Origin of the sequence: Delftia deserti (assembly GCF_042653485.1) — a bacterium.
Taxonomy (GTDB): domain Bacteria; phylum Pseudomonadota; class Gammaproteobacteria; order Burkholderiales; family Burkholderiaceae_C; genus Comamonas; species Comamonas acidovorans.
In genome coordinates, this window is record NZ_JBHSIH010000001.1 from 4796571 (window position 1) to 4810733 (window position 14163).

General features: G+C 70.7%; 14 protein-coding genes. 8 read left to right on the top strand and 6 right to left on the bottom strand.

The features are described 5' to 3' along the window. The first annotated feature begins 74 nt into the window (after positions 1 to 74). The 3 genes from ACFPFG_RS22885 to ACFPFG_RS22895 are packed head-to-tail and all read left to right on the top strand — an operon-like array spanning position 75 to position 3597. Positions 75 to 1244: an acyl-CoA dehydrogenase family protein gene (locus ACFPFG_RS22885; protein WP_197954947.1), complete on the top strand. Its 1170-nt coding sequence runs from the start codon at positions 75 to 77 to the stop codon at positions 1242 to 1244. Positions 1245 to 1265: 21 nt separating this feature from the next. Next, positions 1266 to 3077: an acyclic terpene utilization AtuA family protein gene (locus ACFPFG_RS22890; RefSeq protein ID WP_374619526.1), complete on the top strand. Its 1812-nt coding sequence runs from the start codon at positions 1266 to 1268 to the stop codon at positions 3075 to 3077. A gap of 49 nt (positions 3078 to 3126) precedes the next feature. Further along, complete coding sequence (locus ACFPFG_RS22895) at positions 3127 to 3597, top strand: RidA family protein (protein WP_183019658.1); 471 nt, start codon at positions 3127 to 3129, stop codon at positions 3595 to 3597. Positions 3598 to 3615: 18 nt separating this feature from the next. Here ACFPFG_RS22895 and ACFPFG_RS22900 read toward each other — a convergent pair whose 3' ends face one another. Both ACFPFG_RS22900 and ACFPFG_RS22905 read right to left on the bottom strand, forming a co-directional pair. Then, positions 3616 to 3810, bottom strand: coding sequence for an oxidoreductase-like domain-containing protein (locus tag ACFPFG_RS22900; protein ID WP_183019657.1), 195 nt, complete (start codon positions 3808 to 3810; stop codon positions 3616 to 3618). Between the two features lie 75 nt (positions 3811 to 3885). Continuing rightward, positions 3886 to 4806 (bottom strand): LysR family transcriptional regulator, encoded by a 921-nt coding sequence (locus ACFPFG_RS22905; protein WP_380108377.1) that lies wholly within the window; start codon positions 4804 to 4806, stop codon positions 3886 to 3888. Positions 4807 to 4889: 83 nt separating this feature from the next. Between ACFPFG_RS22905 and ACFPFG_RS22910 the strand changes: the two genes are divergently transcribed. The 5 genes from ACFPFG_RS22910 (at position 4890) to ACFPFG_RS22930 (ending at position 9970) form a co-directional block, all read left to right on the top strand. After that, positions 4890 to 6125 (top strand): alpha-hydroxy acid oxidase, encoded by a 1236-nt coding sequence (locus tag ACFPFG_RS22910; protein WP_197954955.1) that lies wholly within the window; start codon positions 4890 to 4892, stop codon positions 6123 to 6125. Positions 6126 to 6191: 66 nt separating this feature from the next. Then, complete coding sequence (locus ACFPFG_RS22915) at positions 6192 to 6869, top strand: RraA family protein (protein WP_197954957.1); 678 nt, start codon at positions 6192 to 6194, stop codon at positions 6867 to 6869. Continuing rightward, the gene (locus ACFPFG_RS22920; RefSeq protein ID WP_380108380.1) at positions 6869 to 7909 is read left to right on the top strand and encodes a hydroxyacid dehydrogenase; all 1041 of its coding nucleotides are present in this window, start codon (positions 6869 to 6871) and stop codon (positions 7907 to 7909) included. The genes ACFPFG_RS22915 and ACFPFG_RS22920 overlap by 1 nt, the downstream gene beginning before the upstream one ends. A 64-nt stretch (positions 7910 to 7973) precedes the next feature. Beyond that, on the top strand, positions 7974 to 8969 hold the full coding sequence (locus ACFPFG_RS22925; RefSeq protein ID WP_183019652.1) for a tripartite tricarboxylate transporter substrate binding protein: 996 nt from the start codon (positions 7974 to 7976) through the stop codon (positions 8967 to 8969). A gap of 44 nt (positions 8970 to 9013) precedes the next feature. After that, positions 9014 to 9970: a Bug family tripartite tricarboxylate transporter substrate binding protein gene (locus ACFPFG_RS22930; protein WP_374619544.1), complete on the top strand. Its 957-nt coding sequence runs from the start codon at positions 9014 to 9016 to the stop codon at positions 9968 to 9970. A 72-nt stretch (positions 9971 to 10042) separates the two neighbouring features. Here ACFPFG_RS22930 and ACFPFG_RS22935 read toward each other — a convergent pair whose 3' ends face one another. The 4 genes from ACFPFG_RS22935 to epsC form a co-directional block, all read right to left on the bottom strand. Further along, the gene (locus tag ACFPFG_RS22935; RefSeq protein WP_386849608.1) at positions 10043 to 11950 is read right to left on the bottom strand and encodes a family 2A encapsulin nanocompartment cargo protein cysteine desulfurase; all 1908 of its coding nucleotides are present in this window, start codon (positions 11948 to 11950) and stop codon (positions 10043 to 10045) included. A 12-nt stretch (positions 11951 to 11962) separates the two neighbouring features. After that, positions 11963 to 12895, bottom strand: coding sequence for a family 2A encapsulin nanocompartment shell protein (locus tag ACFPFG_RS22940; protein WP_013800566.1), 933 nt, complete (start codon positions 12893 to 12895; stop codon positions 11963 to 11965). 82 nt (positions 12896 to 12977) lie between these two features. Further along, a complete protein-coding gene (locus ACFPFG_RS22945) occupies positions 12978 to 13250 on the bottom strand; it encodes a helix-turn-helix domain-containing protein (RefSeq protein ID WP_012207587.1) in 273 nt (90 codons plus the stop codon). Further along, a complete protein-coding gene (epsC, locus tag ACFPFG_RS22950) occupies positions 13247 to 14161 on the bottom strand; it encodes a serine O-acetyltransferase EpsC (protein WP_183019649.1) in 915 nt (304 codons plus the stop codon). Before epsC ends, ACFPFG_RS22945 begins: the two co-directional genes overlap by 4 nt. Between the last annotated feature and the right edge of the window lie 2 nt (positions 14162 to 14163).

The following is a 14163-nucleotide window of genomic DNA, read 5'->3' on the forward strand; positions in this document are numbered from 1 at the left end:
CCTTGGGCGCGCCAGTTTCATGCGGTGTGGATGACGCGCAGCCCTGTTGAAAACCGAGATATCGGAGCCCTTGCATGTTCGACTCCCCGCCACTGCCCCACTATTTCTCGCCCGGGCATGAAGCCTTCCGGCGCAGCCTGCGCGATTTCGTGGACCGCGAGATCGCGCCCTTCGTCAACGCCTGGGACGAGGCCGGCAGCTTCCCGCGTTCGCTGTACGGCCGCATGGCCGCGCTGGGCGCCCTGGGCCTGGGCTACCCCGAGGCGCTGGGCGGCACCGAGGCCGACGTGTTCCACCAGTTCGTCGTGGCCGAGGAGCTGGCGCGTGCGGGCTGCGGCGGGCTGTCGGCCTCGCTGACCTCGCACATCATCGGTCTGCCGCCCGTGCTGCACTGGGGCAGCGAGGCCTTGAAGCGGCGCGTCATCCCCGGCGTGCTGCGCGGCGAGCAGATCTCGGCGCTGGCCGTCACCGAGCCTGGCGGCGGCTCCGACGTGGCTGCACTCAGGACCACGGCCGTGCGCGACGGAGATCACTACGTCGTCAACGGAGAAAAGACCTTCATCACCTCGGGCATGCGCGCCGACTGGTTCACCGTGGCGGTGCGCACCGAGCCCGGCAACAAGGGGCCGGGCGGCATCTCGGCCCTGCTCATCGCCGGCGACAGCCCGGGCCTGGAACGCACCGAACTGCGCAAGATGGGATGGTGGGCCTCGGACACCGCCCACCTGCGCTTCGACCAGGTGCGTGTACCTGTCTCGCAGCTGATCGGCGAGGAGAACGCGGGCTTCAAGGTCTTCATGAACAACTTCAACAGCGAGCGGCTGGTCATGTCGGCCAGCGCCTGCGCCTATGCCGAAACCTGCCTGCGCGAGGCCCTGGACTGGGCGCGCGGGCGCAGCACCTTCGGTGCGCCGCTGTCCGAGCGCCAGGTCATACGCCACAAGCTCATGGACATGTACCTGCAGATCGAGGCCGCGCGCGCCATGGTCTATGAACTGGCCTGGCGGCTGCGCGAAGGGCAGGGCCTGGCCCATGAGCTGGTGGCGCGCACCTGCCTGGCCAAGGTCATGGCCACGCGCGCCATGCAGCTGTGCGCCGACCAGGCGGTGCAGATCCTCGGCGGCATGGGCTTCATGCGCGGCACGCGCAGCGAGCGCATCTACCGCGAGGTCAAGGTCATGATGATCGGCGGCGGCTCCGAGGAAATCATGAAGGACCTGGCCGCGCGCCAGCTGGGCATCTGAAGCGGCATGGGGAGACAGCAAATGAATGGGCAAAAGACCGTGCGCATCGGCGGCGCCTCGGGGTTCTGGGGTGACAGCAAAGTGGGCGCGCCCCAGCTCGTGGACTCGGGCGGCATCGACTACCTGGTGTTCGACTACCTGGCCGAGACCACCATGGCCATCCTGGCCGCGGCCCGGGCCAGGAATCCTGCCATGGGCTATGCGACCGACTTCGTGGACAGCGCCATGGCCCAGGTGCTGCCCGAGGTCCTGCGCCGCGGCATCAAGGTGGTGTCCAACGCCGGCGGCATCCACCCCCAGGGCTGCGCCGACGCGCTGCAGGTGCTGGCCGAGTCGATGGGACTGCGCCCGCGCATCGCCGTGGTCGAGGGCGACAACGTGGCGGCACTGCTGCCCGCGATGCGGGAGCAGGGCGTGCGCGACATGTTCACGGGGGAGCCGCTGCCGGAGCAGGTGCTCAGCGCCAACGCCTATCTGGGCGCCACACCCGTGGCACGGGCGCTGGCGCAGGGCGCCGACATCGTGATCACGGGGCGCTGCGTGGACAGCGCCGTGACCCTGGGCGTGCTCATGCACGAATTCGGCTGGAGCGATACCGACCATGACCGCCTCGCGGGCGGCAGCCTGGCAGGCCACATCATCGAATGCGGCTGTCAGGCCACGGGCGGCCTCTTCACCGACTGGCAGCGCGTGCCGGACTGGCCCGGCATCGGCTATCCCGTCGTGGAGTGCGCTGCCGACGGCAGCTTCGAACTCACCAAGCCGCCGGGCACGGGCGGCCTGATCGACAGCGCCTGCGTGGCCGAGCAGATGCTCTACGAGATAGGCGACCCCGGCGCCTACCTGCTGCCCGACGTGTGCTGCGACTTCCGCCAGGTGCGCATCGAACAGATGGATGCCCAACGGGTGCGCGTGAGCGGCGCGCGGGGCCGTGCGCCCACGGGCAGCTACAAGGTATCGGCCACGCAGCTCGACGGATACCGCTGCGCGGGCCTGCTGGCCCTCATCGGCCTGGACGCGGCGGCCAAGGCACGGCGCACGGGTGAGGCCGTCATAGAGCGCACCGGGCGCATCCTGCATGCAGCCGGCCTGCCGCCCTTCACGCGCACGGCCGTGGAGCTGCTGGGCGCCGGCACCCTGGCCGGCCCTCAGGGGGCAGGCGGCATGCAGGCCTGCAGCCGCGAGGTACTGGTGCGCATCGTCGCCGACCATGCGCAGAAACAGGCCCTGGAGATCTTTGCGCGCGAGATCGCTCCGGCCGGCACCTCGTGGTCGCCGGGCACCACGGGGCCGTCGCTGGGCAGGCCCTCTCCCTCGCCGCTGATCAAGCCCTTTTCCTTTTTGCTCGACAAGGCCCTGGTTCCCGTCTGCGTGCGCATGGAAGGCGCGCAGACCGGCGTGGCGGTGCGCACCGGCGGGCCATCCGTGCTGAACACAGGGCCTGCAAGTCCGCCTGCGCAGCCTCCGTCCTGGGTCGATCCGCACGAGGAACAGGTGGAACTGCCGCTGATACGCCTTGCCTGGGCGCGCAGCGGCGACAAGGGCGACATCGCCAACATCGGCGTCATCGCGCGCCGCCCCGAATGGCTGCCGCTGCTGTGGGCCCGGCTCACGCCCGAGGCCGTGCTGGCCTGGTTTTCCCACCTGGCCCGGGGCCCCGTGCGGCGCTACTGGCTGCCGGGCACGGCATCCATGAACCTGGTGATCGAACAGGCCCTGGCCGGCGGCGGCCCGGCCTCACCGCGCTTTGACCCGTTGGGCAAGGGCAATGCCCAGATCCTGCTGGCCATGCCGGTGCGCGTGCCGCGCTCCCTGGCGGATGGCGTGCGCTGAAGCAGGTGCAGCGCATAGACTGGCGTTTTCCCCTTACGGATGACGCAGCATGACAGCAGACCAACGCTTCGCCCAGGCAGCCCTTGAACTGGGCCACCGCTTCGACGGCGAGATCAAGATCGGCGGCAACTACGCGCCCGTGGTGCGCGATGGCCAGCAGCTGTTCGTCAGCGGGCAGATTCCCCGCGTGGGCGATGAAGTGCTCTACGTGGGGACGGTCGGCGCCGGGATCGACCTGGCATCGGCCAGAACGGCCGCCGCCGTCTGCGCCATGCGCGCCCTGGCCTTCGTGCAGCGCGCGGCCGGCTCGCTCGATGCCGTGCGCGCCATTGCACGGATCACGGTCTATGTGCGCTCGGCGCCCGATTTCACCCAGCAAAGCGAAGTGGCCGACGGCGCCTCCGACCTCATCGCCCGGGTGCTGGGCCCCGTGGGTGCGCACAGCCGAACCTCGGTGGGCGTGCTGCAGCTGCCCAAGGGCGCGGCCGTGGAGCTGGACCTGATCGCCCGCGTGGACTGATCGCGCCAGCCCCTGCAGCTATCCCTGGCCCCCGGCCGCAATCTCCTGGCGCGCCTTCCAGGCACGCAGCGCCTGGCGGTATTCATCCATGGCCAGGTCATAGCTGTCGAAGATGCAGGGATCGCAGCCATTGCCGCAGCAGGCGTCCAGGTCGGGCTGCTCGGGCGGCTGGGGCATGGGGTCGGCGGAATCTGGAATCGGCGCGGTGGTCATGGGCTCGATTGTCCAGCAGCTCCATCCGTGGCTGCTGCGTGCGGGTCAAAGGCATGGGCGCTCCAGGGTGCAAGCTCAACTCAAACAGCGCGGCGCCGGGAAATCGATCACGCTGCGGATGATCTCGCGCATCTCCGTGATCAGCGGCCGGGCATCGTCGCGGCGCCATTGCACGGTGTAGGTCAGCGGGGCCAGCGCGCTGTGCTTTGCGGCTTCGGCGCTGCCGTCCAGCACGCGCAGGCGGCCGCGTTGCTGCAGGGCCAGGGCCCATTGCTCGGGCATGTAGGTGAAGCCCAGGCCGTCCACCACCATGCCCACCACGGCGCCCCAGCTGTTGCAGGAAAGGCGCCGCTCCACGGCCAGGCCGTGGCGGCCCAGCCAGTCGTCCAGCGTGCGCGTGGCGCCCGAGCCGGTGGGCAGGGCGATCAGCAGTTGCTCGCGCACCAGGCGCCGGGGCAGGCCGGTGCCGGCGCGGGCGATGAACTCGTCGCTGGCGGCCCAGACGAAGCGCACCTGGGCGACCTGCTCGAAGGCCAGGCTGCTGCGCGACGATGGCCCGGCGATGACCACGCAGTCCAGCTCGCCATCGACGATGCGCTGCTCCAGCACCTGGCCGATGTCGGTGTGGGGCTCCAGCTGCAGGTCGGGGTGCAGCTCGGCCACCTTCTGCACCAGCCGGGGCAGCCAGGTCAGGCCGCTGAGTTCGCCAAAGCCGATGCGGCAGCGGCCCTGCAGGCCCACGCTGCGGCCTGCCGCCTCGCGCAGCTCGGCGGCGCCGTGCAGCAGCTCGCGGATGCGCGGCAGCAACTGCTCGCCCTGGGGCGTGAGTTCGGCGGCGCGGCCGCTGCGGTCGAACAGCTGCACGCCCAGCGAGGCCTCCAGCTCCGCAATGCGCTTGGACAGCGATGAGACCGACAGGTGCACGCGGTCGGCGGCCACGCTGAAGTTCAGGCAGGTGGCAGCCCAGTAGAAGGCTTCGAGCTGTTTGAGGGTCATGGCGACATTCTTCCAAAATCGAAATATCGATTCCTATTTATTTCGCTTTTCTTTGCGATTGGGCCCTTCTACATTGGCCGGCAATGCCTGCCAACACCGTCCCCTCCGCCACCGCTCCCGCAGCCGCCGCGCCAGCCTCGGCCCGGCCGCCGCGCCGCCTGCGCCAGGTGCTGTCGCTCGATGATTTCGAGCGGCTGGCGCGGCGGCACCTGCCGCGCCCCATCCATGCCTACATCAGCGGCGCGGTGGAGGACAACGCCTCGCTGGCGGACAACCGCCGCGCCTTTGCCGAGCTGGCCTTCGTGCCGCGCGCGCTGGTGGGCGTGGCGCAGCGCGATCCCTCCTTCGAGCTGTTCGGGCGCCGCTACGGCGCGCCCTTCGGTGTGGCGCCCATGGGCATTGCCGCGCTGTCGGCCTACCGGGGCGACCTGGTGCTGGCCCGGGCTGCACAGCAGGCGGGCGTGCCGGCCATCATGAGCGGCTCCTCGCTGATCCGGCTGGAGGAGGTGATGGCGGCCGCGCCCCACACCTGGTTCCAGGCCTACCTGCCGGGCGACCAGGGCCAGATCGATGCGCTGCTGGACCGCGTGGCCGCCGCCGGCGTGCAGACCCTGGTGATCACCGTGGACACGCCCGTGGCCGCCAACCGCGAGAACAATGTGCGCGCCGGCTTCTCCACGCCGCTGCGGCCCGGACCGGGCCTGGCCTGGCAGGGCATCAGCCATCCGCGCTGGCTGTTCGGCAGCTTTCTCAAGACCCTGTGGCGCCACGGCATGCCGCATTTCGAGAACAACTATGCGCACCGGGGCGCGCCCATCCTGTCGGCCAGCGTGATGCGCGATTTCTCGGACCGCTCCCACCTGGCCTGGCCGCATCTGGCCGCCATCCGCCGGCGCTGGCAGGGGCAACTGGTGGTCAAGGGCATTCTTTCGGCCGCAGACGCCGTGCTGGCGCGCGACCATGGCGCCGACGGCCTCATCGTCTCCAACCACGGCGGGCGCCAGCTCGACGGCGCCGTGGCACCGCTGCGCGTGCTGCCCGGCATCGTGCGCGCCGTGCCCGGCCTGCCGGTGATGCTGGACAGCGGCGTGCGCCGGGGCACCGACGTGCTCAAGGCCCTGGCCCTGGGCGCGCGCTGCGTCTTCGTGGGCCGGCCCTTCAACTACGCGGCCTCGGTGGCCGGACCGGCGGGCGTGACCCACGCCATGGCCCTGCTGCGCGAGGAGGTGCTGCGCGACATGGCCATGCTGGGCGCCACGCGCCTGGACCAGGTCACGCCGGCCTGCGTGCGCCACGCGCAGGCCTGGGATGCGTTCTGAGCGGCAAGACAACGGTATCGACACAGACAACAGACACAGACAACAGACACAGACGGAGACACAGCAGTGAGCAAGATTCCCGGATTCCATATCCACGCCCGGCCCGAGGCCGCCCTTGGCGATGCGCTGCTGCAGCGCTACCGCGGCTTTCCGGTCGCCAATGTCAGCGACGCCATGAGCCGCACCACGGGCACCTCGGCGCTGCGGCCCTTCCATCGCCGCCAGGGGCCGCTGGCGGGCCGTGCGCTGACCGTGCGCACGCGGCCCGGCGACAACCTGATGGTGCACCAGGCCATCGACATCTGCGGCCCCGGCGACGTGATCGTGGTGGACGCGGGCGGCGCCGGGCCCAACGCCATCATCGGCGAGATCATGCTGGCGCTGATGATGGCGCGCGGCGCGGCCGGCATCGTCATCGACGGGCTGATCCGCGACAGCGACACCATCGGCCAGCACGGCCTGCCCGTGTATGCGCGCGGCGTCTCGCACCGTGGCCCCTACAAGGACGGACCCGGCGAGCTGCATGTGCCCGTCAGCATCGACGGCATGGTCGTCCACCCCGGCGACCTGATCCTGGGCGACGGCGACGGCCTGCTGGCCGTGCCCGCCGCCGAGGCCGCCGCCATTGCCGACCGCGTGGAGGCCATACAGCGCGACGAGGCCGACGTGCTCGCCGCCATTGCCGCAGGCCGCGCCGACCGCTCCTGGGTGGCGCGCACGCTGGCCGCCAAGGGGGTGCTGTGATGGACCATCGCGTTGTCCGCTTCGACTACTGGCTGGATGCGGCCTTCGACCGCATCGTCTCGGCCGCGCCTGACGTGCAACTGGTCACCTGCCGGCGCGAGGGCGACGATGCCGCCGCCTGGCAGGCCCTTGCCGGCGCCCGGGTCTACCAGATCACGGCCGCCAAGGACGAGCTGCCGCGCCACTGGTTCGCCACGGCGGACCTGCTGGCGCGCTGCCCTGATCTGCTGGCCGTGTCCTCCAGCGGCTCGGGCTGCGACACCATCGATATCGAGGCCTGCACGCGCGCCGGCGTGGCCGTGATGAACCAGTCGGGCGGCAATGCGGATTCGGTGGCCGAGATGGCCATCGGGCTGATGCTGTCCGTGCTGCGCCGCATCAACGAATCCGACCGCCTGCTGCGCTCACCGGGCCGGGGCTTCAGCCGGGAAGACGTCATGGGCCACGAGCTGCGCGGCCGCACCCTGGGCCTGGTGGGCGTGGGCGAGGCCGGCAGCCGCGTCGCGGCCCTGGGCCGGGCCTTCGGCATGCAGGTGATCGGCTGCGACCCGGCCTACGACGCGGCCGGCCTGGCGGCGCGCGGGGCCGAGGCCGTCGGCTTCGACGAGCTGCTGCAGCGCGCGGACATCGTCTCCCTGCACTGCCCGCGCGATGCCTCCACGCTGGGGCTGATGGACGCCGCTGCCTTTGCGGCCATGAAGCCGGGCGCCGTTTTCGTGAGCACGGCGCGCGGCGGCATCCATGACGAGGCCGCCCTGCACGCCGCCCTGGCCAGCGGCCACCTGGCGGGCGCGGGGCTGGATGTCTGGGACCAGGAGCCGCCGCCCGCCTCCCATCCGCTGCTGGCCCTGCCCCAGGTGGTGGCCACCTTCCACACCGCCGGCGTCACGCACGAGGCCCGGCGCAACAACGCCGAGCTGGCCGCCACCCAGATCGTGCAACTGCTGGCCGACGGCCAGCGGCCCGCGCGCCTGGTCAATCCCGAGGTCTGGCCGCATGCGCGCGAGCGCATCGCCCGGACCCTGTTCCCGTCCCGTTGATCCCTGTCCAGCAACCACAAGCAAAGCCCGCAGGCCTCTACAAAGGGCTACCGAGGAGACAAAGATGACACAGCAAGCAAGGCGCGCATTGTGCGCAGGCCTGGCCGCCGCCTGCATGGCGCTGCCGGCCCTGTCCCAGGCCCAGACTCAGGGCGAGGCCCCCTATCCCTCGCGCAACATCGAGATGATCGTGGCCTACGGGCCCGGCGGCGGCACCGATCTGGTGGCGCGGCTGCTGGCCCGCCATCTGGAAAAGAAGCTGGGCGGCAGCGTGGTCGTGCTCAACCGCCCCGGCGCGGGCGGCGGCATCGGCTTTGGCGAACTGGCGCGGGCCAGGCCGGATGGCTACACCATCGGCTTCATCAACACGCCCAACGTGCTGACCATCCCCATCGAGCGCAAGAGCAGCTTCCACTGGAGCCAGTACGACCTGCTGGGCAACCTGGTGGACGACCCGGGCGGCTTTGCCATCCACAACAGCAACGCCATCACCACGCTGGCGGGCCTGGCCGCCTACGCCCGGGCCAACCCCGGCGCCGTGACCGTGGGCACCACGGGCACGGGCTCGGACGACCACCTCGCCATGCTGCTCTTCGCCAAGGCCACCGGAACGCAGCTCACCCATGTGCCCTACAAGGGCGCGGGCGAGGTGCGCGCCGCCGCCACGGGCCAGCAGATCACCATCGGCGCCATCAACGTGGGCGAGGTGCTGGCCTACCAGAAGGGCGGCACTCCCATCCGCCTGCTGGGCCAGATGTCGGCCGCGCGCAGCTCGCTGGCGCCCCAGGTGCCTACGTTCAAGGAGCAGGGCATCGATATCGAGCTGGCCTCCCTGCGCGGCCTGGCCGCGCCCAAGGGCTTGCCCGAAGGCGTGCGCAAAAAGCTGGTCGATGCCGTGGCCGCCATCGCGGCCGACCCGCAGTTCAGGCAGCAGGCCGAGGCCATGTACGCGCCGCTGCGCTACCTGGCGCCGCCCGCCTACGCGGCCGAGCTGGAGCGCACCGAGGCCGGCTTTCGCAAGCTCTGGACCGAAATGCCCTGGCAGGACGGCAAGCCCTGAAGGCCATGCCCATGCCAACCTTTGAATTCACAAGGACGACCGCCATGCACTGTCTGCCGCGCCGCAGCCTGGCTGCGCTGGCCCTGTGCGCCCTGGCCCTGCCGGCCCTGGCGCAAGGCCCCATCACCCTCATCGTGGGCTGGCCTGCGGGCGGCCCCTCCGACAACGTGGCGCGGCTGGCGGCCACGCGCATGAGCGAGGCCCTGGGCCAGCCCATCACCATCGACAACCGGGCCGGCGCGGGCGGCAACCTGGGCAGCGACGCGGCGGCCCGCGCAAGGCCCGATGGCAACACCATCATGCTGGCCACCGTGGCCTCGCACGGCCTGAACTCCGCTCTCTACGCCAAGCTGAACCACGATCCGCTCAAGGACTTCGCGCCCATCGGCATGATCACCACCTCGCCCAGCGTGCTGCTGGTGCCCGTGGCCTCGCCGCTGCGCTCGGTCAACGATCTGCTGGAGGCGGCGCGCGCCAGGCCGGGCCAGCTCAACTACGGCTCGGGCGGCGTGGGCTCCAGCCAGCACCTGGCCGGCGCCAGCTTCAAGCAGCTCACGGGCGTGGACGTCACCCACATCCCCTACAAGGGCACGGCCCCGGCCATGACCGACCTGATGGCGGGCCGCGTGGACTTCGTGCTCACCACGGGCGCCATCCCCTTCATCCGCTCGGGCAAGCTGCGCGCCCTGGCCGTGGCCTCGCGCCAGCGCCTGCCGGCCCTGCCCGAGGTGCCGACGTTCGAGGAAGCAGGCGTCAAGGGCTTCTACACCGACTCCTGGTACGGCCTGGTCGCTCCGGCCGGCACGCCGCGCGCGGCGCTGGAGCGCCTGAACGGCGCACTGGCCACGGCGCTGCGCAATCCCGAGGTGCAAAAGCAGTTCGTCGAGCAGGGCTCGCTGCCCGTCCAGCCCATGGGCGTGGACGCGTTCTGGCGCTTCGTGCGCGAGCAGATGCCGGTGGCGGCCGAGCAGGTGCGGGTGTCGGGGGCGCGGGCGGAGTAGGAGGGGCTGGTGCGCTCTGGTGCGGGCTGGATCGGGCTGGAGCAAGGGAAGGCCCGGTCTCAGCCCCTTCTCTCAGCCTCTTCTTCGCGCTGCCAGCCCCTGCACCACGGCCGCCAGCCGGTCGATTTCCTCGGTGGTGTTGTAGAAGGCCAGCGAGGGCCGCACGGTGGTCTCCACGCCGAAGCGCCGCAGGATTGGCTGGGCGCAGTGGTGGCCGGTGCGCACGGCGATGCCTTCGGCGTTGAGTGCCTCGCCCACCTCGGCCGTGGTCCAGCCCTTGAGCACGAAGGACAGCACGCTGGCCTTGTCGGCCGCCGTGCCGATCAGGCGCAGGCCGGGGATGGGCGCCAGCGCCTGCGTGCCGTACTGCAGCAGATCGTGCTCGTAGCGCGCGATGCGCTCCATGCCCAGGGCCTGCACGTAGTCGATGGCGGCGCCCAGGCCCACGGCGTCGGCAATGTTGCCGGTGCCGGCCTCGAAGGTGTTGGGCAGGGGCTGGTAGACGGTTTTCTCGAAGGTCACGTCGGCAATCATGTTGCCGCCGCCCTGCCAGGGCGGCATGTCCTCCAGCACCTCGCGCCGTCCCCAGACCACGCCGATGCCCGTGGGACCGAAGACCTTGTGGCCCGAGAACACGAAGAAGTCCGCACCGATGGCCTGCACGTCCACGGCCATGTGCGAGACCGACTGCGCGCCATCGACCAGGGCCCGGGCGCCCGCCTGGTGGGCCAGCTCCACGATCTGCTGCACGGGCACGACCGTGCCCAGCGCGTTGGAGACCTGGGTGACGGAGACGATCTTCGTACGCGGGTTCAGCAGCCTGCGGTATTCATCGATCAGCACCTGGCCCGAGTCGTCCACCGGGATCACGCGGATCTTCGCGCCCTTGGCGGCCGCCAGCTGCTGCCAGGGCACGATGTTGGCGTGGTGCTCCAGGTGGGAGACGATGATCTCGTCGCCCTCGCCCACATGCTGCCAGCCCCAGCTCTTGGCCACCAGGTTGATGGCCTCGGTGGTGCCGCGCACGAAGATGACCTCGTTCACGTCGGGCGCGTTGATGAAGCGGCGCACGCGCTCGCGCGCGCCCTCGTAGGCGTCGGTGGCGCGGGCAGCGAGTTCATGGGCTGCGCGGTGGATGTTGGAGTTCTCGTGTTCGTAGAAATGGCGGATGCGCTCTATCACCGCGCGCGGCTTGTGCGTGGTGGCCGCGTTGTCCAGCCAGGCCAGCGGGCGGCCGTTGACGCGCTCGGACAGTATGGGAAAGTCCCGGCGCACGGCATGCACGTCGAAGGGCGCCTGCACGCCGGCCGCTCCATGCCTTGCCCCGTGCGAAGCCTGCTGGCGCTGCAGCGGATGGGCCGGCGTGGTGTAGCCGGCGGGCAGCACCACGGGATCGACAAAGTAAAAGCGCGGCTCGGCCGAAGGCACGGTGGACGCAATGCCGGGCCCTTCGGTGGGCACGCCGATGCGCGGCACGGCGGGTGCCGCAGGTGCCGTGAACGGGAGCGCGGCCAACGCATCCAGCGGATCGCCCTGGCGCTGGGGCACGCCCAGCACCTGCGATCCCAGGCGCGGCTCGTAGGCGGGCAGGGCGCTCACGACATGGTCGGGCACGCCGTTGCCTGCCTGGGCATGGGGCAGCAGCGCGGGCGCGCGGTGGGCCAGCGAGGCCAGCGGCGCGGGCGATGCCGGCAGCAGGTTGCTGCCCGGCGCCTGGCCCTGCGGGATGGGCGTGCCCGGCACGCCGGGGCCCAGGCCTGCGGGGCTGGCCAGCGGCGAGCCGGGCGGCGCCACGTTCACGGGCGCCTGCACGCCGGCAGGCAGGCCGGGAAGACCCGGAAGACCCGGAAGACCCGGAAGACCCGGCAGGGCAGGAGCCGATCCCGGTGCGGCGGAGAACAGGGCGTTGGCCATGCGCGCCAGCGCCTCGGGGTCGAAGGGCGCCTGGGGCGCCATGGAGGTGATTGCAGACACGGTCAACGCCCGGCCTCTTTACTTGTAGGTGTCGGGATAGTCGTGGTACTTGCCGATCTCGACATCGTCGAGCACGGCCAGCGCGTCGGGCGTGAGCACGGCCAGCGAGCAGTACAGCGAGATCAGGTAGGACGCGATGGCATGGTTGTTGATGCCCATGAAGCGCACCGACAGGCCCGGGCTCTGCTCGCCCGGCAGGCCGGGCTGGTACAGGCCGACCACGCCCTGGCGCTTGTCGCCCACGCGCAGCAGCAGGATCTTGCTCTTGCCATCGGCCACGGGCACCTTGTCCGAGGGGATCAGCGGAATGCCGCGCCAGGTGATGAACTGTGAGCCGAACAGGCTGACCGTGGGCGGCGGCGTGCCGCGGCGCGTGGCCTCGCGGCCGAAGGCGGCAATGGCCAGCGGATGGGTCAGGAAGAAGGCGGGTTCCTTCCAGACCTTGGTCAGTAGCTCGTCCAGGTCGTCGGGCGTGGGCGCGCCGGTCAGCGGGAAGATGCGCTGCTCGTCCGTGACCTGGGCCAGCAGGCCGTAGTCGGGGTTGTTGATCAGCTCGCTTTCCTGGTTCTCCTTGATGGTCTCGATGGTCAGGCGCAGCTGTTCCTTGATCTGGTCATGCGGGCTGCTGTAGAGGTCGGAGATGCGCGTGTGCACATCCAGGATGGTGGAGACGGCGTTGAGGAAGTACTCGCGCGGCTGCTCCTCGTAGTCCACATAGGTGCGCGGCAGCTGGTTGTCTTCCTGCTTGGCCGTGCAGGTGACCTTGATGGCCTCCGGGTTCTTGACGCGGTTGAGGCGGTAGATGCCGGCCTCCACCGGCGACCATTGCAGCAGGTGCGTCAGCCAGCGCGGGCTGATGGTCGAAAGCTGGGGAACGGTTTTGGTTGCGTTGGCCAGTTGCCGCGCGGCGTTGTCGCCTAGCGCGGTCGTGCCGCCCACTGTTGCCGACATGTGCAGACTCCGTGATCAGTTCAGGAAAAAGGGAAGGGGAAGGAAGGAAACAGGGCCAGTGTCCCGGCCCGCGCACATGTCTTCAACATGCTATAGCCGCCAAGCGCAGGCCGCGCACCAGCTGGTCGTGGGCCACGGTTTCGCCGCGCATCACCAGGGCCGAGGGCTGCACGCCCAGCGAGACGGCCAGCTTCTCCACGGTCAGCAGCGAGGCGATGACGCGGCCGCGCTCTATCTCGCCCACGTAGGAGCGGTTCAGGTCCGAGTGCTCGGCCAGCCGCTCCTGCGACCAGCCATGGGCCTCGCGCGCCTGGCGCACGGCAATGCCGAAGCTGGTGACAAGCCGGGTGCTCATAGGGCCACCTCCCGGGGCTGCTGCGCGTGCTCGCGCGCATGGGCCTGGGTGACATGGGCGCCGGGCGGCACGTCCTCGGTCACCCAGACATTGCCGCCGATGACCGCGCCACGCCCCAGCGTGACGCGGCCCAGGATGGTGGCGCCCGCGTAGATGACCACGTCGTCCTCCACCACCGGATGGCGCGCCAGGCCCTTGCGCAGATGGCCGTGCTCATCGGTGGGAAAGCGCTTGGCGCCCAGGGTGACGGCCTGGTACAGCCGTACGCGTTCACCGATCACGGCGGTCTCTCCGATCACCACGCCCGTGCCGTGGTCCATGAAAAAGCCCCGCCCGATCTTCGCGCCCGGATGGATGTCGATGCCCGTCTGCGCATGGGCCAGCTCGGCCACGATGCGCGCCAGCAGCGGCTGCTCCAGCAGGTACAGCTGGTGGGCCAGGCGGTGATGGATCATGGCCAGCACGCCCGGGTAGCACAGCAGCACCTCGTCCACGCTGCGCGCGGCGGGATCGCCCTGGAAGGCGGCCAGCACATCGCTGTCCAGCAGGCGGCGGATCTGGGGCAGGGCCTCGGCAAAGGCGCGTGCGATGTCCAGCGCCATGGCGTCGGCGCCCGCTGCCGTGTGGGGCGCGGACAGCCGCAGCTCCAGCCGTATCTGGCCCAGCAGCGCGTGCAGGGCCGAGTCCAGCTGGTGGGCCACGAAGATGTCCTCGCTCTCCTGGCGCAGGTCGTGCGGCCCCAGGCGCATGGGGAACAGGGCTGCCTTGAGCTGGTCGATAAGGGTGGCAAGCGCATCGCGCGAGGGAAACTCGCGCGCCCCGGGCTCCTGGGTGCGGCCGTGCGCCTCGCGCCATTCGCGGCGCGCCGCATGCAGGTTCTGGGTGAGTCCGGCAATGTCGAAACTGGCCATCT